The following is a 25,784-nucleotide window of genomic DNA, read 5'->3' on the forward strand; positions in this document are numbered from 1 at the left end:
CTCGGCCCACTGGTGCATGGCGCGACCCTGGCACTGCGGGCAGTGGCGATCGCGGCAGCCGAAGTAATGCGGCTGAGTGTGGTCGCAGGCCGTGCACTGCAAGACCGTCCCCCCCATCGCCTCGGTGCGACAGGCAAGCAGATGGCGGCACACGCGTTGGCGCTGGCGATCGAGCCCGGCCGGGTTGAGAAAGCGGCTCAGGGCCTGATGGAGGGTGGCGGACTCAGTCATGGCCCATCTCCAGGCCGGCCACCAGATCGATAGGCCCTTGACTCGCTCCCTGCTGGCCCGGCAGCCAGTGCAGGTAACGCATCGTCGACTGAATGCTGCGGTGGCCCAGCAGCCGTTGGAGCTGATGGACAGGCATGCCCTGTTCCAGGACATGCGTGGCATAGGCATGGCGCAGGCTGTGGATGCCACCGACCCGCTCGACCCCCGCCTGGCGCTTGGCCTGGGTAAAGGCCTTCTGCGGCGCGCTCGGGTGCAGCGCGCGATCCGGAAACAGGGCGCTCGGGAATAGCCAGGTCGCCGGCCGGTAGGCCCGCCAGTAATCGCGCAAGCGATCAAGCAGGGTCGCCGATAGCAGGACCATGCGATCCTTCGCCCCCTTGCCCTGGGCGACACGCAGCTGGCCACGCTGGCTATCGATATCACTGACCCGCAGATGGCAGACCTCGCTGACGCGCAGTCCGCAGCCGTAGCACAGTTCGAGCATCATGCGATGCTTGGCGTTGTGGCAGGCGGCCAGGATCCGCCGGACGTCGTCGCGGGTCAGCAGTTCTGGAATTCGCTGCGGTGTCTTCGGCACCACCGGTGAGACGTCAACCGATGGCCAGTACAACACCTGCAAGTAGAGGAACCGCACGCCGTGCAAGTAGACGCGGCAGCTGGCGGCGGACAAGCCGCGCTCCTGGACCAGATGATGGAAGAAGCGTTGCAGGTCATCGCTGCTCAAGGTGTCGGGCGGACGGTGGAAATAGCGCGCCAGGTCCGTGATCACCATCAGGTAGGTAGTATGGGTGCGTTGCGCGAAGCCACGCTGACGCATGGCCTCGATCATCGTCTGTCGCAAGGCAGTCATCGTCGTCACTCCTGTTCGTTGACCCACGTGGGTCAACGAACAGTGTGGTTCGATGAGGCGAGGGACAGGATTCGACGACAGCTACCGCGAAGCGGTTTAGTTCAACAGGTATTAGATAGCCGGCTCGTTTATTGACTTGAACGCGCCGGCGCGTTCAAGTCAATAAACGAGCGCAACAGATTGCATGTAACCTTATGAAAAACGAAGATATTAAGTATAGCTTGGCAACATAACACCGATAAACGTGCCGGCTTTATTTCCTGGGCATCGGGCTCGAGCCAGAAGCCACTGCCCCATCGCGCAGCAAGCTGCGCTCCAACGAAAACCGTCATAGACCACTCGTGGCGCGTCATTCCACAATCTCCGCCACCTTGTCCGTATCAAAGGCCAGCCGCCCGGCAATCGCCTGCATGTCATCGATCGGCCGTTCATAGCTCCAGGCCACATCGGCGATATCGGGCAGGGAGTAATAAGTGCTATCGCCCTTGAACGGGCAGTGGGTGACGGTGGAGGAAATCGAAAGCTTCGCCATATCCACATCCTCTTTCGGGATGTAATGGCGGTGTGGATAGCCTTTCTCTTGCAGCTCAATGGCATTGCGGGAATCGGCGATCAGGGTGTCGCCAGCAAGGATGCGCACCCGCCGGGTATGCGGATGCAGGGTAATGCGGGGCTCAGTGGTGTGATCGGCCATGGCAGTCCCTTGCTGGTTGGCTGATCTTTCAGCCTAGAACGAGGGACTCAGAATGTCATCGCCTGGTGACAATTTTGCTTAGGCTTTTGATCCAGGTCGGTCTTACGGGGACGTTAGCTGGGCAGCCACCGTGCCAGTTCGCTTGGCGCCGCTGATGAAACTGGCGGTGTCGCAAGGCTCGGCTGGTAGCCGCGCTTCACGGCGTGCTCACCAGCTCCATATGCAGCAGCGGGTAGGGCTTGCCCAGCCCGTCGAGCGGTGTACGGTCCCTGACGGCAAACCCCTTGTGCTGGTAGAAGCCCAGCGCCTGTGGGTTCTGTTCGTTGACGTCCACCCTGGTGGCGCCCTGGGCGGTCACCGCGTCATCCAGCAGCAAGGAGCCGATGCCTTCGCCGCGCGCCTGCGGCGCGATGAACAGCATCTCGATGTTCCCGTCGTGCACGCCGCAGAAGCCGAGGATGTCACCGCTTTCGCCCCTGACACAGGTCAGGTCTACCGCGCCGAAATACTGCTCGTAGATAAGGGGCTTCAGCTCCAGGAGATCCTGTTCGCGCAGGAAGTCATGCGTCTCCCTGACCGATGCCTCCCAGACGTCCAGCAGCTCCCGATAGTCTTGTTTCCCTACACTCTCGACGTTCATCGAACACTCCCTTGTAGCGTCATGTGCCGCCATTGATTGCCTGACCGCCCCAGCAGGCGACCGTGCGAAGTCGCATCGGCCACCGCGCTGAATAAAAGACGCCATACCGCCTGCCGGTGTCAAATGAGGAACGCACCGGTGAGCGGCGTGTGCGCCGTCAGCCCGCCGGGCCGAAGGTCTCGAAGTCGATCCGCTCGGCGCCGATGCCCTCCGCCTCCAGGCCGGCGCTCAGTTCGGCGAGAAACCCCGCCGGGCCGCACAGCAGATAGCGCGCCTCGGGCCCTGCCCCGAGGGCGACGAGATCGCCGGCCGTGATCCGCCCCTGGGCCTGATAGTCGACGCCGGCCTGGTCCTCCGCACGCGGCGCGCTGTAGTAGGTGCGACACACGATAGCGTCGGACGCGGCCACCAGTGCTTCGACCTCGGCCCGGAAGGCATGCGTTTGGCCATGCTGCGTGCCGTGCACGAACCACACGGGGCGGTCGGCGTTCTCGGCCACGAGCCGGTGCAGCATCGCGAGCATCGGCGTGATGCCCACGCCGGCGCTGACCAGCACCAGCGGTTCCCGCGACGGCGGCACCACGAACGCCCCCGCGGGCGGGCGCGCCGAGATGCGGTCGCCGACCTCGAGCCGGTCGTGCAGAAAGCGCGACGCAACGCCCTTCTCCTCGCGCTTGATGCTGAGCCGGTAGCTGTCGGCATAAGGCGAGCCCGAGAGCGAGTAGCTGCGCCCGACCCGCCCCGGCAGATCCGGGATCGCCAGCTCGACCGCCAGGTGCTGGCCGGCCGCGAAGGTCGGCAGCCTGCCGCCGTAGACATCGGCCAGGTGGAAGGAGGTGATGCGGTCGCTTTCGGCCACCTTGTCGATGACCTCGAGCCGCAGCGGCGCCTCGTCTTGCCGATGCCACCTCAGCGCCAGCGCCGCCGGGCGGTCCACGACGCGCTCCACCGTCACTTCGATCAGGCGCTGCGCGTGGGGATCGTGGCTGGCCCGTGGCGCCCAGTCGATCCTGGCGCGGCCGGTGAGCTGCAGCATGCCGCCCGTCTCGAAGTCGACGAACAGCAGCCCCACGCGCGGGTCGCGGAGCAGGTTGCCGAGGGTGTTGAAGAAGTTGTTGCCGGCGTAGTCCGGGATCTGCAGGGTGCGCTCATCGAGCACGCGGACGAAGCCGGGCTCGCCGCCGCGATGCGATGCGTCGTACCCGTGGGCCGGGCTATCGCCACCGGCAGCCGCATCCGCGTCGGCACTGACACCGGTTCCGATGAAGAAGGTGTCGGCCGAGGCGATGCGCGCGCGCTGCGACGCCTCGAGCCGGTGCGATATCCGCGCGCCGGCGGGCGATGGCTCGACCCGCCGCCATTCGCGTTCGCGGATGTATTGCGGGCAGTTGCCGAAGCTCTGGCTCACCTCGACGACGAGGGCATCGCCCGCGGGGCGCATCCTGCCGTTGGCCCGGTTGCGCCGCCGCGTGGCCAGTTCGATCCCGAGCATGCCGATCTCGGTGCCGGCGCCGATGGCCTCGGCCAGCGGATCGTGTTCGGCGAGCGCGGCGGCGATCGTCAGCGTGCGCGGGTCGGGCGAGGCGATGAAGCCGTCCTCCCCTTCCAGCATCGTCACCCACGGGCGCCCCTGTGCATCGCCGGCGGCGACGACCATGAAGGGCAAGGCGCTGAAGAACTCCCGGTGCTGCTCGGGCATGCGGTCGCGAATGAAGCTGCCGGCCGAGCGGGCGATGTGTTCCACGCCGGCGCGCCGCTGGGCCTCGAGCTCTCCCGCATGGAAAGGCGTGTCGTGACGAGACCTCGTATCGGATGTCATGTCGGCTCCCTCTCGAATGTCGTGGGCTCGGCACGCCTCGGCTCAGGCGAGTGACGGCGAGCGCGCCATGCCGATGAAGCGAGGCAGCGCCTCGATGCGCGCGAGCCAGACGCGAATGTTCGGGTAGGGCGCGAGACTCACGCCGCCCTCGGGGGCGTGGGCGATGTAGCTGTAACCCGCAATGTCGGCCAGCGTCGGCCTGTCGGCCGCCAGCCATTCGCGGCCGTCGAGGTGGGTGTCGATCATCGCCAGCAGCTCGTGCGCCTTGGCCTTGGCGGCCTCGTGATCGAGCGGCGCATCGAACACGGTGACCAGGCGTGCAGCGCAGGGGCCGGCGGCGATCTCACCGGCGGCGATGGAGAGCCAGCGCTGCACCCGCGCCTTCTCGAGCGGATCGGTGCCGATCCAGGTGGCGGGCTCGCCGTAGCGCTCGACCAGGTAGGTGATGATGGCGTTGGAGTCCGCCAGGGTGATGCCGTTGTCATCGATCGCCGGCACCTGCCCCAGCGGGCTGATCGCCAGATAGCCGGGCTCGCGGTGGGCGCCGTTGGCCATGTCGAGTTCGAGGTTCTCGTAGGGCACCTCCAGCAGCGCGAGCATCAGCTCGACACGGTGGCAATGGCCCGACTTGGGGTTGCGATAGAGCTTCACAGGGGCGTCGTTGAGGGCATTGGCGTGCATCATGACAGGGCTCCTTCCAGTGACGAGACGGGTCCCGCGGGACCTCAGCACCGAACCGCGAGCGCCCTGCCTCCGCCATGAAGGGCGGGCGCCAGCGATGCGGCGAGTGCGTGGCGCCCACTTTACTCACCGGAAATTCATGAAAGAATATGCCTAGAATGAAAGGCACTATTTTTAATACTAAAACTATCTAAACCCCGAAACGCTGCGTTTCCCCGACATCATCGAGCGCCCATGGATCGTCTACAGGCCCTGAAAGTGTTCGTCGCCGTGGCCGAGGCGGAGAGCTTTGCCCAGGGCGCCCGCGCCACCGGGCTCAGCGCGCCCTCGGCCACCCGCGCCATCAACACGCTGGAGGCCGCGCTCGGCGCGCGGCTGTTCACCCGTTCGACCCGGCGCGTACGGCTGACCGACGTCGGCCGATCGTACCTCGCGGAAGTGCGCGACATTCTCGCCCAGCTACAGGCGGCCGACGACGCCGCCTCGGGGGCCGCCAACACGCCGGTCGGGCAGCTGCGCATCACCTGCCCCCAGGAATTCGGGCGCATCTATGTCACGCCGCTGATCACCGATTTCCTGGACCGCCATCCCCAGGTGCGCGCCGAGGTGCTGATGCTCGACCGCATCGTCAATCTGGTCGAGGAAGGCTTCGATCTCGCCGTGCGCATCGGCCACCTGCCCTCCTCCGAGCTCACCGCGGTGCGCATCGGGCAGGTCCGGCGCGTGATCTGCGGCTCACCGGACTATTTCGCCGCCTGGGGGCGCCCGCAGCGGCCGAGCGATCTCGCCTCGCATCGCGTCGTCTCGCTGGCCACGGCCGCGCCGTCGCGAGAGTGGCGCTTCGGCGCGGATGGCGCCGAGACGGCCAGGGTGAATCCCCAGCTCTCGGTGAGCAGCGTGGCGGCGGCCATCGGCATCGCCAAGCGGGGCTGGGGGCTTTGCCGGGTGCTGTCCTATCAGGTCGGCCCCGACCTCGCGTCCGACGAGCTCGAGACGGTGCTGGAGGCTCACGAACCCGCCCCGCTTCCGATCCACCTCGTGCACGTGGAGGGGCGACGGGCGGCGGCCAAGGTGAGGGCCTTCATCGACTTCGCGGCGCCGCAGCTGCGTCGCATCGAGATACTGCGGTAATGGCCTGGGGGCCAGCCGTCAGCGCATAGGCAAGCGGGTCTACCATGGCGGCGGCGATATGAGCCATTAGACGAGCCCTAGAGGCGTTGCCTGCACATCCTTGAAACCTTGGCGCCAACGCCCCCGCCCGCCATGATGGTGGACATCATGGGCCAAGGGAGACGCTCGGAATGAACCAGACACCACGCACACTGGCGCCGCTGACGGAGCTCGGCGGCCGCTGCGTGCTCTTCGTGATGGCGGCGGACGCCGAATACGGCCCGCATCTGAAGGCGCGTTTCACGCCCTTCATGACCGGCGTGGGGCCGGTGGAGGCGGCGGTGGAGCTCACCGCGGCGCTGGCCGAACTGGAGGCTCGCGGGCGGCGACCGGACCTGGTGGTGTCGCTGGGCTCGGCGGGCAGCCGGACGCTGGAGCAGACCGAGGTCTATCAGGCGACGTCTGTCGCCTACCGCGACATGGACGCCTCGCCGCTCGGCTTCGAGAAGGGCGTCACCCCCTTTCTCGACCTGCCGGCCATCCTGCCCCTGCCACTGCGCATTCCCGGGATTGCCGAGGCGACGCTATCGACCGGCGCCAACATCGTCTCGGGCGCGGCCTATGCCGCCATCGCCGCCGACATGGTGGACATGGAGAGCTACGCCTGCCTGCGCGCCTGCACGCGCTTCGACATACCACTCGTCGTGCTGCGCGGGATCTCGGACGGCAAGGCGGAGCTCAACCACGTCGACGACTGGACCGAGTATCTCCACGTCATCGACGAGAAGCTGGCCGCCGCGGTGGATAGGCTGGGCGAAGCCATCGGCGAAAGCTTGTTGCCGCGCTGAGGCGCCACCTTTCCACGCTCGGGTCGCGGCATCTCGATGCCTCAGCCCCGCGGTAACACCTCAGCCAAGGCCGCCAGGCAAGCGTCGACTTCCTCCACGCTGTTGTAGTGCGCCAGGGAGATGCGAGTAACCGCCTTGAGCCCCAGCGGGCGCAGAATGTTGCCCGAGAAGACGTCGTCACTTCGTGCGTGGACGCGTATGCCGCGCGCCCCGAGCTCGGCGACGACATGCTTGGCATCGAGGTCGTCGACGGCAAACGATACCACCCCTTCGCGGTAGGGAGAGTCACCCGGACCGATGAGATGCACGCCGGGATAACCGGCCAGCCCCGGCAGGCCGTCTCCACCTTCCAGCAACCGATGCACCAGGGCGCGTTCGTGAGCGCGCATCGCCTGGCCAGCGGCAACCAGGCGGTCTCTGCGCGTAGGCGCCTCGGTGAAGCTGCTGCCAAGCCAGACGAGGTAGTCGACCATCTCGCTGACGCCCGCCAAGGCCGAGGGGTCGCGGCTACCCAGCTCCCAGGCATCCGCGGGCTTGCCGGACAACCGCTCGTGATCGATCACGCTCAGGCGATCGGACAGCCAGGCATAGCCGTTGTTGAAACGGCAATACGCCTTGTAGGGCGAGATGACGTAGGCATCGACATCGTAGTCATCGACGCTCAGGAAGCCATGCGGCGCATGCTGGATGCCGTCGACAACGATCATGCACTCAGGCGCGATTGCACGGATGGCCTGCGCGATGTCGGCAACGTCCATGCTCATGCCCGTCACCGGGCTGGTATGCAGTATGGTCGCGATGCGGGTATCCGGACGCACGCAGTCCGCATAGTGCGATGCTGTCACCCGCCCGGTCTCCGGGTCGAAGGGAACCTCGATCCAGTCGCGGCCGGTACGGCGCGCCCAGTGGGCCGTCGCATCATACGTGGCGGGATGCTCCAACGAGCTGGCCACGATGCTGCCACCCGCCTCGACGGCAAGTGCCGCCGCACGGATGACGCGGAACAGGCATTCGGTGCCCGTTTCACCGCCCAGAATGACACCACTGCTGGCGCCCATGAAGCTGGCCAGGTCGCTGCGCCCGTCCGCCACGATCTTCGACACTGCCTTGGAGGCGAGATTGTCGCGATGTTCGTTATCGGGAATGCCGGCCACCTCGGCGCTGCGCTCGACGACCGACTTGAGCGTCAACGACCCGCCGGCGTTCTCGAAGAAAACCCGCTTGCCCGTAAAGGGGCAGGCTTCGACGTGCATGAAAGCATTTCGCACCTGATTCAGCAGCGCGTCAGGGAGAAGAATCTCTTCCGCAGGGATGTTCTTTGGAATGGACATGATGGGGGCCGAAGTCGTTGTCATGGGTAATATCTCCGTCGCCCGGGCAGACGAATGCCCGGGTCGTATTGCAAGCACGATGGGAAAACGGTCAGTGAGCGGCGCTGCGCCGGCGGCGCCACTGGTTCCAGAGCGGATACGCCAATGCCAGCACCACCAGCAAACACAGCGTCAGTGACAGGGGGCGGGTAAAGAACGTGCTCAGGTCCCAGTGGGAGATCTGCATCGAGCGACGGAAGTTGACCTCGAGGATGGGCCCCAGGATCAAGGCAATCACCAGGGGCGCGGCAGGGTAACGCCAGCGCTCCATGAAAAATCCCGCCACGCCGAAGGCGACGGCTAGCCAGACATCGAAGATCTCATTACGCAGCGCGTAGGTGCCGATTATGCTGAAGACCAGAATCATCGGCCCCAGCACCGCACCTGGGACCCTGGTCACCACCACCAGATATCGGCACAGCCACAGGCCAAGCGCGGCAAACAGCAGATTGGCCAGTAACAGCGAAAGAATCAGGGTGTAAGTCGTGTCGGCGTGATCGGTGAACAGGCTAGGGCCCGGAATCATGCCGTGGATGGTCAAGCCGCCGACGAATACCGCCGTGACCGCATTGCCGGGTATACCCAACGTCAGGGTGGGTATCAGCGTGCCCCCGGTGACGGCATTGTTGGCCGACTCCGATGCCGCGACGCCTTCCAGCTCGCCCTTGCCGAAGCCGTCGGGGGCCGGGGAGTGTCGACGCGCCTCGTTATAGGAGATGAAGGAGGCGATGCTGGTGCCGGCTCCGGGGAGAATCCCCACCACCGAACCGATGACAGAAGAGCGCAGCAGGGTTCTCGAGCAGCGCCGGATATCCCGCCAGAGAGGCAGGCCGCGCCCCTTGAGCGGCTGGCCCTTCTCGGCCAGCACACCGCCCCCCTCAGGCACGCAAAGATTGAAGGCCTGGGAGACCGAGAACAGCCCTATCAGTACCGGCAGCAACGGCACGCCCTCGAACAGTTCGCCCTGGCCAAAGGTGAAGCGTTGTACACCGGTAAAGGCATCCAGGCCCACGCAGGCCATCACCAACCCTACTCCGGCCGACAGCACACCCTTGAGCGGGCGATCCGATGCCACGCCCACGATGGTGACCAGCCCGAAGATCGCCAGCACGGTATATTCCTGAGGACCAAAGGCCAACGCCACCGTCGATAAGGGCGGCGCGATGGCCATCAGCACCACGACGCTGAACAGCCCCCCGAACAGCGATGCCAGGGTCGCCATGCCCAGTGCCTCGCCGCCTCGCCCGGCCTTGGCCAACGGATAGCCGTCGAGCGCGGTGGCAATGGAAGCGTCCGTGCCCGGCGTACGCAACAGAATCGCCGTCACCGAGCCGCCATAGACTGAACTGACGTAGACGGCGCCGAGCAGGATCAGGGCGAGATCCGGCGGCATGTTGAAGGTGATGGGGATGCACAGTGCGACCCCCATCGTCGAAGAGAGCCCCGGCAACGAGCCGATCGTCATGCCGGCCAGAGTGCCGAGGAACAGCGTCAGCAAGGCCATCGGCGTCAGCACGTTGCCGAAGGCAGTCAGTAATACATCCATCGGGGAAACTCTCGAGTGAGATCGCAGGCTGTTGCTAGCCCATCAGCCGGTTCGTGGGCAGAGGCACGGACAACAGATACACGAAGACCACGTAGATCAGGGCCGAGAACGCCAAGGCAATGACCAGGGCCGCCGGCCATCGCAAGCGCCCCAGCCAGCGCAGACTGGCCAGCAGGAACAGGGGCAATGCCACGAAGGTGCCGACGGTGACCATCAGACCCAGCATCCCCAGCACACACAGGCACCAGAAGAGGAATCGCGGCCAAGGTAACGCCGCAGGCGACTCATCGGGGGCACGATCGCGCAGGCTACCGAGCGCGATCCCTGCGCAGGCCAGCAACCCCAGCGTGCCGGCGATCACGGGGAAAATCCCCGCGTCGCCTCGCATGGCCAGACCAGTGACCACCGCAGCCGCACAGAGCGCTCCCACCAGCACGGCCACGCAACGGTTGATAGTGTCGAGGGTCATGGAATTACCTCTCCGCGCTTCCAATCACTGTTCGATCCAGGGATCTTTTTCCCAGAGCGCCTTCAGCCGATCATGGCTGTCATGGATGAACTCGACGTATTCCTCCCCGTAGATGGGATTGACCGGCATGTTGAGTTTGGCCATTTCGGCACGAAACGCTGGGTTCTCGACGACCTCGCGAGTCACATCCAGGAGCGTGTCATATACCTGTTGAGGGACGTCTGCCGGAACGGCAAAGCCTCGCGACGCGGCGGCCTGGACGTCGTAACCCTGCTCCTTCCCGGTGGGAACGTCGGAAATGGCCTCGACCCGCTCATCGGACCATACCGCCAGGCCACGCACCTTGCCTTCCTGGATCTGGGCCGCCGCTTCCGACATGTTGCCCTCGAAGGCGCTGATGTGGCCGCCCAACAGCGAAGCGGTCGCCTCGGCGTTGCCGTTATAGGAGACGAAACTTAGGTCGATGCCGGCCTCTTCGGCAAAGTTGAGTGCCGCGAGATGGTCATCCCCGCCGACACCTTCGTGGGAGATCACCACCGATTCAGGATCTTCCTGCACCGCGGTGACGAGGTCGTCCAACGATTGATAGGGACTGTCGGCAGCGACCGCCAGCACCCCCGGATCGGTCACCACATTGGCCAGCGGCCGAATCTCGTCCAGGGAATAGCCGACGGTCTCCTCGCGGGTAAAGGGATATACCTCTACTACCGGTGAGTTGATCAACCCAATGGTGTATCCGTCCGGCTCGGCATTGGCAAGATGTACCCAGCCCAGCTCACCGCCGGCACCCGGCCTGTTGACCACGACCACCCGCTGCCCGAGTTCTTCTTCCGCATACTTGGCGAAAATCCGCGCCATGGTGTCGGTGCTGCCCCCGGCACCAAAGGAGACGATCATCTGAATCGGCTTGGTGGGGTAGTCAGCCGCCAGCGTTGCCGTGCTCAGGCCACTCGTCAGCAGCGTAGCCATCGCACCTAGCATCATCTTGCGCATAGAAATGGGTTGGGCCTTCATGACCTTACTCCTTGTTGCTGTTGTATTGAGTCACCAAGGCAGGCCGCTTGGAGGAATCCTCTCGCCTGGCGCTGCAAGCACTCGTCGAGTAGATAACCTTATTTCACTCTTTCAAAAAAGCGAATATATTTCATATTATAACATTCGATAAATTCATCTTTTGGCCGTGCGATGCTGACACTCAAGCAACTCGAGACGTTCGTCCAGGTGGTCGAACTCGGCACGTTCGAGCGTGCCTCCCAGCGCCTCAACGCAACGCAGTCCACCGTCTCCAAGCGCATCTCCGAACTGGAGCAGGCCACCGGACTGCCGCTGTTCGACCGCTCACGCCGCAGTGCACGACTCACCGAAGAGGGTGAACGGCTGCTGGAACTTGCCTATGCAACGCTCGACGGGGCGAAACAGATTCTGGAGCTCAATGAGAAACCCGATCGCACGCTGCATCGCGTGCGGATCGGCTTCACCGAACTGGCCGCCCTCACGTGGCTTCCTGGCTTTCTTCGGGATTACACCACTGAACGGCCCGACATTCGGTTAGACATCACCATCGACATGAGCCGTACGCTGTATCAGCAGTTCCAGGACGGTGAGCTGGATTTGGTAGTGATACCGCAGGTTCCCGAGGCCTTCGCTCAGCCGGGAGTAGAGGCCCAGCTGCTGGAAGAAGTGGAGATGGCGTTCATGGCCAGAGAAGGCCTGGTGGGAGATCCAAGCCCCATTTCTTTCAGAGCACTCGAACAATACCCCCTGATCAGTCAAGGCAAGCGATCCGGGTTCGCGCACGACATCAATCGCTGGCTATCGCATCAGGGAATGACCGCTTCCAACCTCACGGCCGATAATCTGCTGGCACTCGTTGGCCTGGTGGCAGCAGGGCGTGGCATCAGCGTTTTCCCGAAGCTTTGCGTGCAACGCTTCGCCCACGAGCAAGGACTGGAGATCCTCGAGACCTCTCCCCCTCTACCCACGATCGGCTATTACGCGCTATACCACGGGGGAGTTCGCATCTCGTTGTTCGAGGAGCTCGCCCTTCGGCTGGCCAGTGCCGCCGACTTCACCAGCCCCTTTTTCTTCTCCGAACACAGTCTATCGCGTAGCGAATCGCATTCTTCCGAGGGCATGTAGCCCTCGCCGCCGACATGGTGGACATGGAGAGCTACGCCTGCCCGCGCGCCTGCACGCTGACCTACCACTCGTCGTGCTGCGCGGGATCTCGGACGGCAAGGCGGAGCTCAGGAACGTCGACCGACGGGCAGCGGCTACCGACCCTCGCCCTCGGGCCGTGTGAGCGGCAGTGGGCCATACTCCTTGACGGTCTGGATGGCGAAGTTGCTGCGGATGTCACTGACACCCGGCAGGCGCAGCAGGGTCCCGGTCAGGAAACGCTCGTAGTCCGCCAGGTCCGCCACCACTACCTGCAGCAGGAAGTCCGACTCCCCCGACACCAGGTGGGCGGAGACCACCTCCGGCAACGCCACGACCGCCTCGCGGAAGGCGTTGGCCTCGGCCTCGTGGTGGCGCTCCACCTTGATGCCGACGAAGACGGTGAGGCCGAGGCCCACCCCGCCACGGTCCAGCTCGGCGTGATAGCCGCGGATTAGCCCCGCCGCCTCCAGCTGGCGTACCCGTCGCAGGCAAGGAGAGGGCGAAAGGTTCACCTCCTCGGCCAGCTGCACGTTGCTCAACCGGGCGTCGCGCTGCAGCGCCGCCAGGATGCGCCGGTCGATTGTATCCAGCCGATCCATTGGCATTAATCTTCATCCCTCTCTTACTCATTGGCATCTTATGCCAACTTTATCCATTTTCCGGACCGACTTCGCAAGGACCTGCCGGCGCCTCCGGGGCTAGACTGGCAGCGTTCCAGGCAGAAGTGTCACGACGGCGGGAGGCGAGGCTATGGAGCTGTGGATGTTCATCGGGGGCCTAGCGGCGGTCTACCTGCTGCCCGGGCCCGACATGCTCTTGGTGCTGCAAACCGGCAGCCAGCAGGGTCACACCCGGGCGCTGGCCACCGCGGCCGGCCTTGCCGTGGCGCGCGGCCTGCACGTGGCCCTGGCGGCCTTGGGGCTGGCCACGCTCTTCGCCACCGTGCCCTGGACCTTCGATGTGGTGCGCTATGTGGGGGGCGCCTACCTGGCCTGGATCGGCCTGCAACTGCTCCGTTCGCCCAACGCCACGGCGAACATCGACGCGGCCAAAGTGGGGATGTTCGACGACGGTCACCGCCGCGCCTGGCGCCGTGGCCTGCTGACGAACCTGCTCAATCCCAAGTCGCTGCTGTTCTGCTCGGTGCTGCTGCCCCAGTTCGTGTCTCCTGGGGAGGGGCCCGTGCTGCTGCAGTTCACCCTGCTGGGCGGTCTGCTGGTGGGCATCGGCCTGCTGTTCGATGCCGGCTACGCCACCTTGGGGGCCGCGCTGCAGCGCTGGTTCGCCGGCAGCCCCCTGCGGACGCGGCTGCAGCGTTGGACCTTCGGCTCGCTAATGATCGCCTTCGCCCTGCGCCTGGCCGCCTGAGGGGCCGGCGGCCATGTCCTGCGCCAAGACGCCAACGTTGCGTCCCGGCGGCCCTCTCCCAAAACCAGCACCAAAGAATGACTTGGACCATAGGCGGCTCGGTCGAGGCGCCAGCGACGGCTCGCCATCGGACATCAGTATCCCCAGCCAGTGAACTGAGCCCAAGAGCGACCTGACAAGGCGATCCACGTCGATGTAGAACTCCCGCACCCGTGACTCTCAAGCAACTGCAACCGAGGTGCCCCAACTGCCGCCACTCGGCAACCGCCACGTGATTATCGTGATGGCGGCCGAGGCCGAGTATAGCCCGCATCTGAAGGCGCGTTTCACACGCTTCATGACCGGCGTGGGACCGGTGGAGGCGGCGATGGAGCTCACCGCTGCGATGGCCACCCTGGCCCAGCAGGAGCGCCTGCCGAACCTGGTGGTGCCGCTGGGCTTCGAGAGGGGCATCACACCCTTTCTCGATCTGCCGGCGACCCAGCCCCTGCCGCTGCGCATTCCCGGGATTCCTGAAGCGTCGCTCTCGACCGGCGCCAACATCGCTTTGGGCGCGGCTTTTGAGGCCATCGACGCCGACGTTTCAGACACATCCAATACTCCCCGAAGGTCGATGGATCGACGCAGAAGTTCTTCTCTTGCCCGAAAGCCCTCAATCAGCAAGGAAATCCCCCACATAAACGAGGTGTTCGAATGGCACGTCACGCCCTTGTAGCGCCGCGACGGCGGTGTCGAGCGTCGCTCGTACGACGGTGTGCTGCTCGCTTCGACCGGCGTGGCAGACGACCGCGAGGGGTGTGGAGCCAGGCAGAACTCGCTTCAAGCGCTCGGTCAGTTGCTGGAACCGTGATCGCATCGCAAAAAAGACCAGCGTGGAGCCGGTCTGCGCTAGGCGCTGCAGGGTATCGGTGCCGGCATAGTCGTCGCGGGTATCATAAGCGGCTGCGAGAATGACCGACCGGCTCATGCTGCCGGTCATGACGTCGCGAGCCAAAGCCGCGTTTGCCGCATTGAAGCTCGACACCCCAGGAATGACCACCGGATTGAGGTCGCTGAACTCCTGGATGAAGCCCGCCTGCGGCCCGAAAATCATGGAGTCACCATAGTCGATGACGGCGATTCGCTTGCCTTGCTCCGCTGCGCGCCGGACGATTTGTCTGACTTCGGCCTCCATCGCGTCGGCTTTCTCGGCCGGCGTGTCCTTGCGGATCAGATCCATGAAGAGACCATGTCCGGCATCATGGAGCTCCTTGCCGCTGAGAAGATCTGCAAAGGTCTCCAGCAAACGAGAAGTCCCGAACACGACGTCGGCGCGTCGCAGAACCTCCTGAGCGTTCACGGTAATGTTTCCCGCATCGCCGATACCCGTGCTGACCAAGTGAAATCGACCGCTGAGGTAGGCCGGCAGAGATTCGCCGACGGCTTGGTCAACAAGAGGATGTGAGCTTGCATCAGTCATGATTCACTCCTTGATGAGTTGATGACATCGAAATGGATGTCGGGCGCTTCTTGCCCACGAAGAAGGCCAACATGGCAAGTCCGAACGACGCCGCTGCCAAGAGAAACGTGTGGGAGAAGGCTGCGCCAATGGCTGACGAGGAACTCAAGGCCACCCCCTTATCACCCAGCAGCGAGGCGAAAAGCAGCGGTATCAGCGATGCGCCGGTCATGAATCCCAGATTGCGCGACAGACCCATCAGCCCGGAGACCATGCCCCGTTGCGCGTCTGGAGCTGCTGCCATCGTGGCGGTGTTGTTGGCGGCCAAGAACAGTTGAAAGCCCGGCGTTGTCAGTATCAGCGCTATTACGTATCCGGGAATCCCGACTCGAAGAGGCAGCAGTGCGAAGCAGATCAATCCGCCCGTCGCAAGCACCAGACCCGCAAGCAGGATTCGGTCGGTGCCGAACCGGTCCGTGAGTTGGCCTGCGGGTATACCGGACAGTGCGGCGGCAGCAGGGCCGACCGCCATCACAATGCCCGTCATCAGTTCGCTCAGGCCCAGGCCAAACGCCAGGTAGAAGGGCCCAACCACCAGCGTTGACATCATGATGGCGCTGACAATGACATTCATGATCAGTGATGAGGCAAGGACTCGACTACCCAGCAGGGCCAAGGGCACCAGCGGATGGGGGGCTCGCATCTCGAAGCCGACAAACACCGCCAGCGCAATGGCGGCCGAGGCAAGTAGCGTCCAGACAGGAATGGCCATTCCGACCTTGCCACCCGTGGCGGACATCGCGAAGAACAGCAGCGCCAGACACAGCCAGAGGCTACCCGCCCAATCCATGCGAGCCGTCGTGGTGGCCGGTCCTTTCTCCTTGGGGATGCCCATCGCCGCAATGGCCATCATGCCAAGCGCGCACAGTAGCAACAGGACAAAGATCGAGCGCCAACCCAGAAGGTCGATCAAACCGCCACCGAGAGAAGGACCCAGCGCAGTACCAATTGCCGACATGGTGCCCAGCAAACCCATCACTACACCCATGCGCTCCTTGGCGATCAAGCCCTTGGCGAGCGACATCGGCAATGCCATCAGGACCGCAGCAGCCAGGCCTTGCCCCACCCGGCCCGCGACCAGCCAGCCCAGGTTCGGTGCTACGGCACAGGCGATCGAGGACAAGGTGAAGAGCACCAGGCCGGAAAGCAGCACACGGCGACTTCCGTACAGATCGCCCATGCGTCCGGCGGACACGATGGCCACCGTCAGCGACACCAGATAGGCGAGCACGACCCATTGCACCTGCTGTACCGATGCCGAGAAAGCGGAAGCCAGCGTTGGAAGCGCCACCGTCGTGACGCTGATGCCGAGTGAGGCCAGCAGAATGGAGCCCGCCAGTGCGGCCAAAGCGAGCTTGTTGCCGGGTGGAAGAGCAGGTTCTTTCATGTGCTTGACCCTTGATCGAGGCTTGGTTGCAAACTACTATGCAACTTCAAGTCAACTTTAAGTCAAGCATGAACCTCATCGATATCGGCATACTCTCGAAGGCCAGTGGTGTCGCCACTTCGACTCTGCGCTATTACGAGGAAATCGGCCTTATCCGGTCCGTCGCCAGAAACGGATTACGCCGACAGTACCGCGAGGACACGCTCGTGCAGCTCGCCTTGATTTCATTGGGCAAGAGTGCGGGTTTCACGCTGGAAGAGATCGGTAGCATGTTCGACAAGGATCGAAAGCCAAACCTGCCTCGACCGACGTTGAGCGAGCGCGCTGATGAACTCGATCGCCAGGCTCGAAGACTGAAGACCTTGAGCAGCATGCTTCGGCACGTTGCAGAATGCCCCGCGCCGTCCCATCTGGAGTGCTCCAGTTTTCAGAAGCTGCTGCGCGCAGCTTGCCCCACTGAGGCGGCCAGAAACGCATTGCGGCAAGCCGTCCGAGGGGATGACGCGTAATCCTCCACGTCATCGCGTAGCGATCATGTGTGCGATGTAAAAATCGATGCCTAGTCGGGAAGCCACGTGTTCAGGGTAGTCTGGATCGATCCGTCTCCCAGTGTGGTAACGGACAACCTGAAGCGGGCCAAAAACCTGACATTCGGCGCTTATGGATAATTCGCCACAAACGCCAGGATCGCACTGACCATCCTGGCATGATGGCGCTCTCTCGCTTCGGGCGAAGCACCACACAATGCTACATCGCCTCTCTCTTCCCGCAGGATCTGAGGCCCACTTTCGGTGCAGGTGGCGAAGGCATCGAAGCGATCGGCCTCTTGGATGGTGAGTCTCTCGACCTGGGGCGGCTCGGCCATCTGCCGTTCCTGGCCACCGAGTGACATCAACAGCATCGGAGCGGCTGACGCCATGCCGCCATCCGAAAACGCTGCCAGGTACTCGGGATCAATGGCGACCGCAGCCTTGACGCGGCGATCTTGCCTGGACTGCCCAAGCTCACCAGGGTCAGCCTGATCCAAGGCGATGTTGTGTGCCTTGTACCACTCGCAGTCTGGAGCCTCTATGCCATCGGCAGCGCATGCCTGGAGGTAGCGCTCCACGTCAATCTCGGCCCCGGACACGGCAAGAGCGGCCGTTCCACCCAAGGCAAAGCCCACCACGAAAATCCTGCCATGATCAACGTGCTCCGCCCAGCGTTGGTCGCCCAGCATCAGATCAATGGTGCGGTTCATGTCTCGGGGACGCTGCCATATCTCGTTCACCGCCATCGCCGCACTAGCGGGGCGTGGCGCATTGACCTCCACGGCGACAAAGCCTGCCCTTGCCAAGCCGGCGCCAAGCCATGCGCCTGAGTTTTTCGAGGACCGCAAGCCGCCGTGCGACACCACCACGAGAGGAAACTCTCCCTCCTTCACCGAGGCATTAGGCGAGGCGTAAACGCCCTCGAAAACGGCATTCCCACCAAAGATGGAGGATGGACCGTCAGCGGATGGATACCAGATGGATAGTTCGATCGGGCGTCTTTCATCGGAGGCATCAACCTGAGACGAGAAACCTACCGGTGAATCCGCAAAGGCCGGAATGACGATGGCCAAGAGCGACAAGAATAGACGCAGCCGCATGGTGTTTCCCCGTATATCGTCAACAAGAAACTGCCTACACTTCCTCGACGCTCTTCTCGCGCCCCGGCCAGATCGTGGGTATTCGGCCATGAGAATATCACGGAGGAAGACACCAGAAGCTCCGACAGGCCCAAAGCCGCCCCGCAGTCGCGAAGTGACGCGCTCTACCGGAACGGCCGACGGGACCATCTCCACCGAGGACGAGGAGTTGAACAGACCTGCCCGCGCGAGGGGCATGCCACCAACGCCTCGACGCTCTAGGCTGGGGAGGAAAGGACGTTCCGCGACACTGCATAAGGAGAGGAAAGATGCCCGCCACCCGCACGACCTCGCCCGCCCTCGAACGGGCCCATCTGGTATGGGACCTGTTCATCATCGTGCTGGTGATCGCCAATCTGGCGCTGCTGCTGTTCGACAGCCTGTTCCTGCTGCCGCCGCTGAATGCCGCCTTCGAAGCCGTGGCGCCCGGGCTGTACGGCGCCTACGAGCGGAACATCCACGCCAACTTCCTCACCATCGACCTGGCGTTCGTGGCCGTCTTCCTGCTCGACGTGCTGCTGGGCTGGGCGGTGGCCATCGCCGAGCGCCACTACCACCGCTGGTTCTTCTATCCCTTCGTGCACTGGTACGACGTGCTCGGCTGCATCCCGCTGGGCGGATTCCGGCTGCTGCGACTCCTGCGCGTCATCTCGCTGCTGCACCGCCTGCAACGCATGGGCCTGATCGACGTGCGCCGCTGGTACCTCTACGGCGTGGTCGCCAAGTACTACGACATCCTGCTGGAGGAGCTCACCGACCGCATCGCCATCCGCATGCTCGACAACGTGCAGCAGGAGATCCGCGCCGGCGACGGGCTCTCCGCCCCGGTGATCGAACGGATCGTGCAGCCACGCAAACAAGCGCTGATCCGCGAGATCAGCCAACGGCTGGAGGCCATGGCCGGCGACGCCTATGCCCACCACCGCGACGACACCCTGCGCTACGTGCGCGGGCTGGTCGGCCGCACCCTGTCGGAGAGCCCGGAGATTCGCCGCCTCGGGCGCCTGCCGCTGGGCAGCCAGGTGGCCCGGGGGCTCGAGGCCTCGTTCTCCGACCTGGCCTGCCGCCTGGTCGACGAGGCGCTGGCGGGCCTGCAGTCGTCGGAGTTCTCTTCCCTGGTGGAGCACCTGGCCGAGAGCGGCTTCGATGCCTGGCTGCGCACCGACCCGCATACCGAACAGATCACCGAACAGGTGCTGGTGGACATGCTGGAACTGCTCAAGGAGCAGATCGCGGTGAAAGGCTGGCAGCACAAGTACGACTGAGCAAATCGCCGGGCTGACTCAGGCGCCGCGGCTAACCTGCGCCAGCCGGCTGCCCCAACGGGGCCGGCGCACTCTCGAGGCGCTTGCCCATGATGCACAGGCTGAAATCGCTGCCATCCATGCGGGCGACGTCCGGCAGCCGCCCCCACTCCTGGTAGCCACTGGCGCGCAGCAGGCGCAGGCTCGGTGCGTTGTGGGCGAATACATAGCCGACGAGGGTGTATATGCCCAGGCTGGGGGCCAGCGCTTCCGCTCGCCGCAGCAGCCGCTTCCCAAGCAGCCTGCCCTGGTAGTCCGGCGCGATGTAGATGCTCAGCTCAGCCGTATGGGCATACGCCGGCCGGCCGTAGAAGTCCTCGAAGCTCATCCAGGCGACGATGTCGCCCTGGTCCTCGCCGACCAGCAGCGGGCGACGTTCCGGCTCGTGCCGGTGGAACCACTCGCTGCGGGATTCCGGGGTCACCGTCTCGGTATCCGCCGTCGAGCGTCGGCTCGGCACCGCGGCATTGTAGATCTCGACGATCCTCGGCAGGTCCTGCGCTTCCGCCAGCCTGATATCCATCATGGACGTCTCGCTCATCGTGATCCTCACGTATTCCTTGATGATAAAAAGCGCCACGCGGCAGAGGGCTCCCCGCCCGACGATCGTCCGCGTGACGATCACCATGAGTGGCGGGGAACCGGTGGCCTCGGTGGCGTCCCAAGAGCTGGCGGCGTCGTTATCGTTATGATGCTCAGAGACTCAGCCTAGCACCAACGACTGGGTTTTCTCATTCTCCGGCGCCTCGCGCCGCTGGGCCATATTGTCAGAAGGCATGGCCGAGCGAGGCAGGCACATGGGACGGGATGTTCACGACAGCCGCTTCCGACACCGCTACCTGAGCCACGATGCGCTGACGCACCAGCTCAAGGCGTGGGTGCAGGCCTATCCGGCGCTGGCCCACCTGCAGCTGCCCAAGGATCAGATCGCGGGAAGGGCTGGCAGCACCAGTACGACTGAGGCGGCCGGCGGCTCTATGGAGAACCGAGGTCTGCCCCCGATGAGTCATGCTGGATCTTGATACCATTCAACTGCTCAAGCAGTTGGGGGATGTTGTCTTGGATGATGCTCCACACTGTATCGTCGTCGATCCCCAGATAGGCATGGATCAGGCGATTCCGAGTCGCAATGATCATCCGCCAGGGAATTTGCGAATACTGGTGACGGACAGCATCTGGAATGCGGGTCGCCGCTTCGCCGATCAGCTCGAGGTTACGCAGCGTGGCATCGTAGGTGAGATCATGGGCAAGGAAGCTATCCTGATCGAGGCCTTCCGTGTAGGAGAGAACCTTCTCGGCAAAGCCGATCATGTCACCGATATAGAAGCGCCATTCGCGCTGGGGGCGAGGCTCAGACACGCAGCGCCTCACGCTCGATATAGGGCCTGAGCTCGGGGCGAAGCGCCTTGTCGGTCACCAGATCCACGGGGTGACCCAGCAGATCCTCGAGGTAAAACTGCACTCCGAAATAGCGGGCCGAGGTCGCCGGGCCATCGAAGCTCACCAGGATATCAATATCACTGTCGTCTCGAGCCTCGTCACGGGACATGGAGCCGAAGAGCGCCAATGATCTGACCCCATATTCGCTGGCCAAGGCCGTCATGTGCTCTCGAAGCAGTTGCAGGACACTGTTTCTATTCACCTTCCGTCACCTCTCCCCAGCATCAAGCCTCCAGAGTCATGATCCCCTTGGCTTTGTATCGCTCAGCCTAGCATGGGGTAGAAGCAATCCCCAGCCAGGCCTTGCCTCCCTACCGCGTCATCTCGAAGCTGCGTGTTGGGCTCGGCTCAGTATCAATAACAGCACGCACACCAACATAGCTGCGCCCAGGTTGTAGGTCATCCCTGCAACAAAGGCCGATGCGTAATGATCTGCTTGCGCGACAATGCCATCGTCAGCCGCTAGCACCGCGCCAAACAGGATGCCCACCACCGCCACCCCCAGCGCTGCGCCAACTTGCTGGACTGTCGAGATCACGCCAGATGCCATACCGGCCTGAGCCTCCTTGACGAAGCCGAGCACCAGATTCAATAGCGGCGTCATGACGAAGCCCTGACCGGCACCAACCACAATCAACACGGGAATCAACCTGGTCGGCTCCAGCGCCGCCCTCGCCATGTGCACCTGCGCCATCAGCAGCCCAATGGACAGCGCATAGACCAGCGCACCGGCGACGATGGCACGAGACCCCCAACGCGCCACCAACCGTGGTGCCGCCAGGGATGCCAAGACAAAGCCCACGCTACAAGGCGCGAAGATGCTGCCCGCCACGAAAGGATCAAGTCCTAGTCCGCTCTGAACCAACAAGGCAAAACACAGGAAAAAGGAAGTGGATGTGGAATAGACAAGTAGCACCAGCACAGCTCCCAGCGCGAAGCGGCGCTGCGCCATCAATCGCATATCCACCAGCGGCAATTCTCCCGCCATCCGCCGCCGCTCCTGTTGCCGAGAGAACAGTACCAGCATCCCCATCCCTGCACCCAGCGCCCAAAGGCTCCAGGCCGGCCAACCTTGCCCCGGCCCCTCGATTAGCGGTACCAGTAATAACGTTAGTCCAGTGCTGACCAGCGTCACACCCGTCCAGTCCAGGGTCGGGCGCTGCGGTGCGCGGGATTCGGGGATGAAACGTGCCGCTACAATGGCAAATAGGCCGATGGGCACGTTGATGAGAAAAATGCTACGCCAACCCAATCCGAACAGGTCGACATGCACCAACCAGCCGCCCAGTACCTGGCCGGCGATGGCAGCCAGGCCCAGCGTCATCCCCAGCAGACCGAAGGCGCGGGCGCTGTCGTTACCATCGAAATTGACACGGATGGAGGCATAGACCTGCGGGAACAGCAAGGCAGCCGCGAGCCCCTGCAACACCCGCGCGCCAATCAGGAAGTTCGCGCTGGGCGCCAGTCCGCATAACGCCGATGCCACCGTAAAGCCTGCCATGCCGAGAATGAACAGACGGCGGCGTCCGAACAGGTCCCCCAACCGCCCACCGGTAATCAGCAGCACTCCGAACGCCAGCTCATAGCTGGCCACGATGAAGCCAATCTGCGCAAAGCTCGCCCCCAGCCCCGCCTGCATACTGGGAATGGCCACATTGACCACGAACAGGTCGAAGATCGTGACAAAGCCCGCCAGCAATAGCACGGACAGGCCAAGCCACGGCGGGCCACTGACGGCGGTCACCGGCACAGCAGAAGGACAGGAACTTGAGGTCATCTCGCGTCTCCAGGATTTTCTAGGTGTTCGACGCGCTTATTCTCAAACCCCTGTTAAACCATTACAATTTAACTAATTATGCTATTACTAAAACCAACGCGATAACGATGCGATCTCTCAAAAGAACCCGCCACGACCTGTCCGCCTTTCTACGGGCACACCGCGAGCGGTTATCGCCCGCCGACGTGGGCCTGCCCAGCGGCGGGCGCCGTCGCACCCCGGGATTGCGCCGGGAAGAAGTCGCCGCACTCTCCGGTGTCGGCCTGACCTGGTACACCTGGCTCGAACAGGGGCGCGACATTGGCGTGTCGGCCGCGTTTCTGGACAGCTTGGCCAGGGTGCTGAAACTGGATGCCGCCGAGCGGCGCCACTTGTTCCTCTTGGCCCATGAGCGTCCGCCCGCCGAACCGGGAAAAACCTGGTGCGTGCTGCCGCCGCTAGTGCGGCGCCTGATGCACGACCTGCCGCATCCCGCCTTTGTGCTCAATTTGCGTTGGGACGTATTGGGATTCAATGCACCCGCCGACCAGCTTTTCGGCTTCGACGCGCACTTACCAGAACGACGGAATCTGCTCTGGCTACTGTTCACCGATCCCGCACTGCGCGAACGTTTGGATTCTTGGGAAGAACAGGCGCCACTGATGCTGTCGAGTTTCCGCCGTGACTTCGCCCGCGCCACACATGAAGCCGACATTCACGAGCTGGTGGATGAACTGGAAAGAGTATCGCCAGAGTTCAAGGCTTGGTGGCGCAAGCACGACGTTCACGCCCCCTGCAATGGTGTGCGCAAGCTAATCCTCAACGGCAAAGCCGAGCCGTTCGAGCACACTTCGCTGACTGTCGACGAAGACCGGCACCTGCGGCTGGTGGTCTATGCACGGCAACAGGATGGCACAGCATCCGATCGCTGAATGAAATCGATTGTCTGCCGGACACCATGAGCGTGGCACAACCTCGGCGGGCGACTTGGTAGGTGGGGCATGCAGGTGCACCTGCTCCATGCGGCATCAATCTATCAACCTTCTGCCAGGACTTAGCGCCAGAATGGACTTGAAAGCCCTTTCGCCCCATTAATCCGGACAGCCATTCTTCTCATTCTCCGGCGCCTCGCGCCGCTGGGCCATACTGTCATCAGGCATGGCCGAGCGAGGCACGGACATGGGACGGGATGTTCACGACAGCCGCTTCCGACATCGCTACCTGAGCCACGATGCGCTGACGCACCAGCTCAAGGCGTGGGTGCAGGCCTATCCGGCGCTGGCCCACCTGCAGAGCATCGGCGTGAGCCCAGAGGGACGGGAGATCTGGGTGCTCACCGTCGGCCGCGATCCGGCGCGCAAGCGCCCCGCCGTATGGGTGGACGGCAACATGCACGGCACCGAGCTGGCCGGCTCCAGCGTCGCGCTGGCGGTGGCCGAGGCGGCCCTGGCGCTGCACACCGATGCGCTGCCGCTGCCCGAGGAGCTGCCCGAGCATCTTCGCCGCTTCCTGCAGGACGTGCTGTTCTATGTCTGCCCGCGCATCTCGCCGGATGGTGCCGAGCAGGTGCTCCGCCAGGGCGGCTTCGTGCGCTCCGCCCCACGCCGCTCGCCGGAGGCCGCCGCCGCGTCCTACTGGCGCGCCCACGACCTCGACGGCGACGGGCGCTGCCGCTACCTGCGCGTGAGGGACGAGGCCGGCGACTTCGTCGCCTCGCCCGAGGCGCCCGGCCTGATGCTGCCGCGCCAAATCGGCGACCCGCCGCCCTACTGGCGGCTCTACCCCGAGGGGCTCATCGAGCACTGGGACGGCGAGACGATTCCCGAGCCCGAATGGCTGGCGGGCGTGCCGGACTTCAACCGCAATTTCCCGTGGAGCTGGCGGCCGGAGCCCGAACAGGTCGGCGCCGGCCCGTATCCCGGCTCCGAGCCCGAGGTCCGGGCGGTGATCGACTTCGCCGGGGCCCACCCGAACCTCTATGCCTGGCTGAACCTGCACACCTTCGGCGGCGTGTTCATCCGCCCGCTGATCGATGCTCCCGACAGCCGCATGGACCAGCGGGACCTGGCTCTCTACCGTCAGCTCGAGGCCTGGGGACACGCCCGGGTCGGCTACCCCACCGTCAGCGGCTTCGAGGAGTTCACCTACCAGCCGGACACTCCGCTGCACGGCGACCTCACCGAGTTCGCCTACCACCAGCGCGGCTGCCTGGCGCAGGTCTGCGAGCTGTGGGATCTGTTCCAGCGCATGAGTCGGCCGCGGCCCAAGCGCTTCGTGGAGCACTATTCGGCACTCGACCGCGAGGACATGGAATGGCTGGCCCGGTGGGACCGCGAACACAACCGCGGGCGGCTGTTCCGGCCGTGGCAGGCAGTGCGCCATCCCCAACTGGGCGAGGTGGAGGTCGGCGGCCTGGACCCGGTGAACGGCCTCTGGAACCCGCCGCCCGAGGAACTGCCCGCGATCTGCCAAAGCGTCACCGGCTACTGGCTGCAAGTGGCGGCGATGCTGCCACGGCTGGCCATCGCCGACACGCGCTGCATGCCGCTGGGCGCCGGGCACTGGGAGCTACGGGTCACGGTGGAGAACCGCGGCTACCTGCCGACTCATGGGGTCAATGCCGCCCGGGAGCGGCCATGGAACACCGGCGTCGAGGCAAGCGTCAGCGTGCAAGGCTGCCGGCTACCGCGGCCCGGGCAGGCTCGCCAGTCACTGGGCCACCTCGCCGGCTGGGGGCGCGGCCTCGGCGAGGCCTCGCAGATGCCCTGGTTCCAGCGCTCGGGCGGCAACGCCCACCAGGCCACGGCCCGCTGGATCCTCCAGGGCGAAGGCGAGGTGAAGGTGTGCCTCGGCGGCCCGCGGCTCGGCCATCTGACGCGCACCATCACGGTCCCCACGCCCCCGGAGCCGAACAAGCGCGCCGAACGAGGTAACGCCTGAGACC

At 64.2% G+C, this 25,784-nt stretch carries 27 protein-coding genes; 9 read left to right on the plus strand and 18 right to left on the minus strand.

Annotated elements, in window-relative coordinates; translation table 11 throughout:
• The 6 genes from ACGTN6_RS11315 to ACGTN6_RS11340 all read right to left on the minus strand — a co-directional run.
• Positions 1–231 (minus strand): transposase zinc-binding domain-containing protein (locus ACGTN6_RS11315; RefSeq protein ID WP_394591633.1); only part of this gene is annotated, 231 nt, incomplete at its 3' end.
• The gene (locus tag ACGTN6_RS11320; RefSeq protein ID WP_394591634.1) at positions 224–1,081 is read right to left on the minus strand and encodes a tyrosine-type recombinase/integrase; all 858 of its coding nucleotides are present in this window, start codon (positions 1,079–1,081) and stop codon (positions 224–226) included. The genes ACGTN6_RS11320 and ACGTN6_RS11315, both read right to left, overlap by 8 nt.
• A gap of 349 nt (positions 1,082–1,430) precedes the next feature.
• Positions 1,431–1,775 (minus strand): DUF427 domain-containing protein, encoded by a 345-nt coding sequence (locus ACGTN6_RS11325; RefSeq protein ID WP_394591635.1) that lies wholly within the window; start codon positions 1,773–1,775, stop codon positions 1,431–1,433.
• 196 nt (positions 1,776–1,971) lie between these two features.
• Positions 1,972–2,415 (minus strand): GNAT family N-acetyltransferase, encoded by a 444-nt coding sequence (locus ACGTN6_RS11330; RefSeq protein WP_394591637.1) that lies wholly within the window; start codon positions 2,413–2,415, stop codon positions 1,972–1,974.
• A 157-nt stretch (positions 2,416–2,572) separates the two neighbouring features.
• On the minus strand, positions 2,573–4,234 hold the full coding sequence (locus ACGTN6_RS11335; RefSeq protein ID WP_394591639.1) for a pyridoxamine 5'-phosphate oxidase family protein: 1,662 nt from the start codon (positions 4,232–4,234) through the stop codon (positions 2,573–2,575).
• Positions 4,235–4,276: 42 nt separating this feature from the next.
• Positions 4,277–4,918, minus strand: a complete 642-nt coding sequence (locus ACGTN6_RS11340) for a glutathione S-transferase family protein (protein ID WP_394591641.1) — start codon at positions 4,916–4,918, stop codon at positions 4,277–4,279.
• Between the two features lie 231 nt (positions 4,919–5,149).
• Here ACGTN6_RS11340 and ACGTN6_RS11345 point away from each other — a divergent pair, with 231 nt between their 5' ends.
• Both ACGTN6_RS11345 and ACGTN6_RS11350 read left to right on the plus strand, forming a co-directional pair.
• Positions 5,150–6,046, plus strand: a complete 897-nt coding sequence (locus tag ACGTN6_RS11345) for a LysR family transcriptional regulator (protein WP_394591643.1) — start codon at positions 5,150–5,152, stop codon at positions 6,044–6,046.
• Positions 6,047–6,216: 170 nt separating this feature from the next.
• A complete protein-coding gene (locus ACGTN6_RS11350) occupies positions 6,217–6,873 on the plus strand; it encodes a 5'-methylthioadenosine/S-adenosylhomocysteine nucleosidase (protein ID WP_394591645.1) in 657 nt (218 codons plus the stop codon).
• A gap of 41 nt (positions 6,874–6,914) precedes the next feature.
• Here the strand turns inward: ACGTN6_RS11350 and ACGTN6_RS11355 are convergent, their stop codons facing one another.
• From ACGTN6_RS11355 to ACGTN6_RS11370, 4 genes are all read right to left on the minus strand, one after another.
• Complete coding sequence (locus ACGTN6_RS11355) at positions 6,915–8,126, minus strand: aminotransferase class V-fold PLP-dependent enzyme (RefSeq protein ID WP_394591646.1); 1,212 nt, start codon at positions 8,124–8,126, stop codon at positions 6,915–6,917.
• A gap of 169 nt (positions 8,127–8,295) precedes the next feature.
• Positions 8,296–9,789 (minus strand): tripartite tricarboxylate transporter permease, encoded by a 1,494-nt coding sequence (locus ACGTN6_RS11360; RefSeq protein WP_394591647.1) that lies wholly within the window; start codon positions 9,787–9,789, stop codon positions 8,296–8,298.
• 34 nt (positions 9,790–9,823) lie between these two features.
• A complete protein-coding gene (locus tag ACGTN6_RS11365) occupies positions 9,824–10,258 on the minus strand; it encodes a tripartite tricarboxylate transporter TctB family protein (RefSeq protein ID WP_394591648.1) in 435 nt (144 codons plus the stop codon).
• A gap of 24 nt (positions 10,259–10,282) precedes the next feature.
• The gene (locus tag ACGTN6_RS11370; protein WP_394591649.1) at positions 10,283–11,272 is read right to left on the minus strand and encodes a Bug family tripartite tricarboxylate transporter substrate binding protein; all 990 of its coding nucleotides are present in this window, start codon (positions 11,270–11,272) and stop codon (positions 10,283–10,285) included.
• A gap of 171 nt (positions 11,273–11,443) precedes the next feature.
• Here ACGTN6_RS11370 and ACGTN6_RS11375 point away from each other — a divergent pair, with 171 nt between their 5' ends.
• Positions 11,444–12,397, plus strand: coding sequence for a LysR family transcriptional regulator (locus tag ACGTN6_RS11375; RefSeq protein ID WP_394591650.1), 954 nt, complete (start codon positions 11,444–11,446; stop codon positions 12,395–12,397).
• A gap of 134 nt (positions 12,398–12,531) precedes the next feature.
• Here ACGTN6_RS11375 and ACGTN6_RS11380 read toward each other — a convergent pair whose 3' ends face one another.
• Positions 12,532–13,023 (minus strand): Lrp/AsnC family transcriptional regulator, encoded by a 492-nt coding sequence (locus tag ACGTN6_RS11380; RefSeq protein WP_394591651.1) that lies wholly within the window; start codon positions 13,021–13,023, stop codon positions 12,532–12,534.
• Between the two features lie 157 nt (positions 13,024–13,180).
• Between ACGTN6_RS11380 and ACGTN6_RS11385 the strand changes: the two genes are divergently transcribed.
• Together ACGTN6_RS11385 and ACGTN6_RS11390 are read left to right on the plus strand one after the other, a co-directional pair.
• Positions 13,181–13,786, plus strand: coding sequence for a LysE family translocator (locus tag ACGTN6_RS11385; RefSeq protein ID WP_394591652.1), 606 nt, complete (start codon positions 13,181–13,183; stop codon positions 13,784–13,786).
• A gap of 271 nt (positions 13,787–14,057) precedes the next feature.
• A complete protein-coding gene (locus ACGTN6_RS11390; RefSeq protein ID WP_394591653.1) occupies positions 14,058–14,501 on the plus strand; it encodes a nucleoside phosphorylase-I family protein in 444 nt (147 codons plus the stop codon).
• Here the strand turns inward: ACGTN6_RS11390 and ACGTN6_RS11395 are convergent.
• Positions 14,439–15,245 carry an SAM-dependent methyltransferase gene (locus tag ACGTN6_RS11395; protein WP_394591654.1) on the minus strand — a complete coding sequence of 269 codons (807 nt, stop codon included), beginning with the start codon at positions 15,243–15,245 and terminating at the stop codon, positions 14,439–14,441. The two genes, ACGTN6_RS11390 and ACGTN6_RS11395, sit on opposite strands and share 63 nt — an antisense overlap.
• The gene (locus ACGTN6_RS11400; protein ID WP_394591655.1) at positions 15,238–16,671 is read right to left on the minus strand and encodes an MFS transporter; all 1,434 of its coding nucleotides are present in this window, start codon (positions 16,669–16,671) and stop codon (positions 15,238–15,240) included. The genes ACGTN6_RS11395 and ACGTN6_RS11400 overlap by 8 nt, the downstream gene beginning before the upstream one ends.
• Positions 16,672–16,739: 68 nt before the next feature.
• Here ACGTN6_RS11400 and ACGTN6_RS11405 point away from each other — a divergent pair, with 68 nt between their 5' ends.
• The gene (locus ACGTN6_RS11405; protein WP_394591656.1) at positions 16,740–17,180 is read left to right on the plus strand and encodes a helix-turn-helix domain-containing protein; all 441 of its coding nucleotides are present in this window, start codon (positions 16,740–16,742) and stop codon (positions 17,178–17,180) included.
• A 149-nt stretch (positions 17,181–17,329) separates the two neighbouring features.
• Here the strand turns inward: ACGTN6_RS11405 and ACGTN6_RS11410 are convergent, their stop codons facing one another.
• On the minus strand, positions 17,330–18,301 hold the full coding sequence (locus tag ACGTN6_RS11410; protein WP_394591657.1) for an alpha/beta hydrolase family protein: 972 nt from the start codon (positions 18,299–18,301) through the stop codon (positions 17,330–17,332).
• 308 nt (positions 18,302–18,609) lie between these two features.
• Here ACGTN6_RS11410 and ACGTN6_RS11415 point away from each other — a divergent pair, with 308 nt between their 5' ends.
• A complete protein-coding gene (locus ACGTN6_RS11415; RefSeq protein WP_394591658.1) occupies positions 18,610–19,605 on the plus strand; it encodes an ion transporter in 996 nt (331 codons plus the stop codon).
• A gap of 31 nt (positions 19,606–19,636) precedes the next feature.
• Here ACGTN6_RS11415 and ACGTN6_RS11420 read toward each other — a convergent pair whose 3' ends face one another.
• The 4 genes from ACGTN6_RS11420 to ACGTN6_RS11435 all read right to left on the minus strand — a co-directional run bounded on the left by ACGTN6_RS11420 (position 19,637) and on the right by ACGTN6_RS11435 (position 22,861).
• Positions 19,637–20,170 (minus strand): GNAT family N-acetyltransferase, encoded by a 534-nt coding sequence (locus ACGTN6_RS11420; RefSeq protein WP_394591659.1) that lies wholly within the window; start codon positions 20,168–20,170, stop codon positions 19,637–19,639.
• 449 nt (positions 20,171–20,619) lie between these two features.
• A complete protein-coding gene (locus ACGTN6_RS11425; RefSeq protein WP_394591660.1) occupies positions 20,620–21,003 on the minus strand; it encodes a HepT-like ribonuclease domain-containing protein in 384 nt (127 codons plus the stop codon).
• Positions 20,996–21,247 (minus strand): nucleotidyltransferase family protein, encoded by a 252-nt coding sequence (locus ACGTN6_RS11430; protein ID WP_394591661.1) that lies wholly within the window; start codon positions 21,245–21,247, stop codon positions 20,996–20,998. The genes ACGTN6_RS11425 and ACGTN6_RS11430 overlap by 8 nt, the downstream gene beginning before the upstream one ends.
• Positions 21,248–21,403: 156 nt before the next feature.
• Complete coding sequence (locus tag ACGTN6_RS11435; protein WP_394591662.1) at positions 21,404–22,861, minus strand: MFS transporter; 1,458 nt, start codon at positions 22,859–22,861, stop codon at positions 21,404–21,406.
• Positions 22,862–22,884: 23 nt separating this feature from the next.
• Between ACGTN6_RS11435 and ACGTN6_RS11440 the strand changes: the two genes are divergently transcribed.
• Both ACGTN6_RS11440 and ACGTN6_RS11445 read left to right on the plus strand, forming a co-directional pair.
• Entirely contained in the window at positions 22,885–23,772 is an 888-nt protein-coding gene (locus ACGTN6_RS11440) for a helix-turn-helix transcriptional regulator (protein ID WP_444875043.1), read from the plus strand.
• Between the two features lie 247 nt (positions 23,773–24,019).
• Positions 24,020–25,780 (plus strand): M14 family metallopeptidase, encoded by a 1,761-nt coding sequence (locus ACGTN6_RS11445; protein ID WP_394591663.1) that lies wholly within the window; start codon positions 24,020–24,022, stop codon positions 25,778–25,780.
• The last annotated feature ends 4 nt before the right edge of the window (positions 25,781–25,784 follow it).

Source organism: Halomonas sp. B23F22_20 (assembly GCF_043496985.1).
Classification (GTDB): Bacteria; Pseudomonadota; Gammaproteobacteria; order Pseudomonadales; family Halomonadaceae; genus Halomonas.

Bases quoted from the DNA above. Each gene is read 5' to 3' on its own strand.
- ACGTN6_RS11320 (WP_394591634.1), bottom strand. From the start codon at position 1,081: ATGACTGCCTTGCGACAGACGATGATCGAGGCCATGCGTCAGCGTGGC.
- ACGTN6_RS11325 (WP_394591635.1), bottom strand. From the start codon at position 1,775: ATGGCCGATCACACCACTGAGCCCCGCATTACCCTGCATCCGCATACC.
- ACGTN6_RS11330 (WP_394591637.1), bottom strand. From the start codon at position 2,415: ATGAACGTCGAGAGTGTAGGGAAACAAGACTATCGGGAGCTGCTGGAC.
- ACGTN6_RS11335 (WP_394591639.1), bottom strand. From the start codon at position 4,234: ATGACATCCGATACGAGGTCTCGTCACGACACGCCTTTCCATGCGGGA.
- ACGTN6_RS11340 (WP_394591641.1), bottom strand. From the start codon at position 4,918: ATGATGCACGCCAATGCCCTCAACGACGCCCCTGTGAAGCTCTATCGC.
- ACGTN6_RS11345 (WP_394591643.1), top strand. From the start codon at position 5,150: ATGGATCGTCTACAGGCCCTGAAAGTGTTCGTCGCCGTGGCCGAGGCG.
- ACGTN6_RS11350 (WP_394591645.1), top strand. From the start codon at position 6,217: ATGAACCAGACACCACGCACACTGGCGCCGCTGACGGAGCTCGGCGGC.
- ACGTN6_RS11355 (WP_394591646.1), bottom strand. From the start codon at position 8,126: ATGCACGTCGAAGCCTGCCCCTTTACGGGCAAGCGGGTTTTCTTCGAG.
- ACGTN6_RS11360 (WP_394591647.1), bottom strand. From the start codon at position 9,789: ATGGATGTATTACTGACTGCCTTCGGCAACGTGCTGACGCCGATGGCC.
- ACGTN6_RS11365 (WP_394591648.1), bottom strand. From the start codon at position 10,258: ATGACCCTCGACACTATCAACCGTTGCGTGGCCGTGCTGGTGGGAGCG.
- ACGTN6_RS11370 (WP_394591649.1), bottom strand. From the start codon at position 11,272: ATGAAGGCCCAACCCATTTCTATGCGCAAGATGATGCTAGGTGCGATG.
- ACGTN6_RS11375 (WP_394591650.1), top strand. From the start codon at position 11,444: ATGCTGACACTCAAGCAACTCGAGACGTTCGTCCAGGTGGTCGAACTC.
- ACGTN6_RS11380 (WP_394591651.1), bottom strand. From the start codon at position 13,023: ATGCCAATGGATCGGCTGGATACAATCGACCGGCGCATCCTGGCGGCG.
- ACGTN6_RS11385 (WP_394591652.1), top strand. From the start codon at position 13,181: ATGTTCATCGGGGGCCTAGCGGCGGTCTACCTGCTGCCCGGGCCCGAC.
- ACGTN6_RS11395 (WP_394591654.1), bottom strand. From the start codon at position 15,245: ATGACTGATGCAAGCTCACATCCTCTTGTTGACCAAGCCGTCGGCGAA.
- ACGTN6_RS11400 (WP_394591655.1), bottom strand. From the start codon at position 16,671: ATGAAAGAACCTGCTCTTCCACCCGGCAACAAGCTCGCTTTGGCCGCA.
- ACGTN6_RS11405 (WP_394591656.1), top strand. From the start codon at position 16,740: ATGAACCTCATCGATATCGGCATACTCTCGAAGGCCAGTGGTGTCGCC.
- ACGTN6_RS11410 (WP_394591657.1), bottom strand. From the start codon at position 18,301: ATGCGGCTGCGTCTATTCTTGTCGCTCTTGGCCATCGTCATTCCGGCC.
- ACGTN6_RS11415 (WP_394591658.1), top strand. From the start codon at position 18,610: ATGCCCGCCACCCGCACGACCTCGCCCGCCCTCGAACGGGCCCATCTG.
- ACGTN6_RS11420 (WP_394591659.1), bottom strand. From the start codon at position 20,170: ATGATGGATATCAGGCTGGCGGAAGCGCAGGACCTGCCGAGGATCGTC.
- ACGTN6_RS11430 (WP_394591661.1), bottom strand. From the start codon at position 21,247: ATGACGGCCTTGGCCAGCGAATATGGGGTCAGATCATTGGCGCTCTTC.
- ACGTN6_RS11435 (WP_394591662.1), bottom strand. From the start codon at position 22,861: ATGACCTCAAGTTCCTGTCCTTCTGCTGTGCCGGTGACCGCCGTCAGT.
- ACGTN6_RS11445 (WP_394591663.1), top strand. From the start codon at position 24,020: ATGGGACGGGATGTTCACGACAGCCGCTTCCGACATCGCTACCTGAGC.